Source organism: Larkinella sp. C7 (assembly GCF_006149005.1).
Taxonomy (GTDB): Bacteria; Bacteroidota; Bacteroidia; order Cytophagales; family Spirosomataceae; genus Larkinella.
The window spans coordinates 1-385 of record NZ_VBSL01000210.1 but is presented as its reverse complement, the minus strand read 5'-3'; the positions used below and the strand labels follow the sequence as shown (position 1 = coordinate 385).

At 47.0% G+C, this 385-nt stretch carries 1 protein-coding gene; it reads right to left on the bottom strand.

Annotation, left to right across the window (positions count from 1 at the left end; genetic code table 11):
- The coding region (locus FH871_RS35140; RefSeq protein WP_229317789.1) for an SIS domain-containing protein at positions 1–382 on the bottom strand (382 nt) is incomplete at its 3' end.
- Positions 383–385 lie beyond the last annotated feature (3 nt).

Genomic DNA, 385 nt, shown 5'->3' with positions numbered 1-385 from the left:
AGAAGGCATTGCGACTAGTTGGCAAGAGCTTTTCAACCTTCTTAGCAATGCTATCTTTTTCAGATAAGGTTGACTCAATGGATTGGGCTACGATAGAGAGTTCATGAACCAAATCAAAATCGATAGCCTCTTGTTTACCATTGGCTTCACCAACTGCCTTAGCTAAGAAAGCCAAAGCTGCGATTTGAGCTGTGTAGGCCTTGGTTGAAGCAACAGCGATTTCTGGCCCGGCATGAAGAAGCATGGTATAGGTTGCTTCACGAGACAGGGTAGAGCCTGGCACATTGGTCACAGTCAGACTTGGGATGGCCATAGCATTGGCCTTAACCAATACCTGGCGACTATCAGCCGTTTCCCCTGATTGACTGAGAAGGACGAACATTGG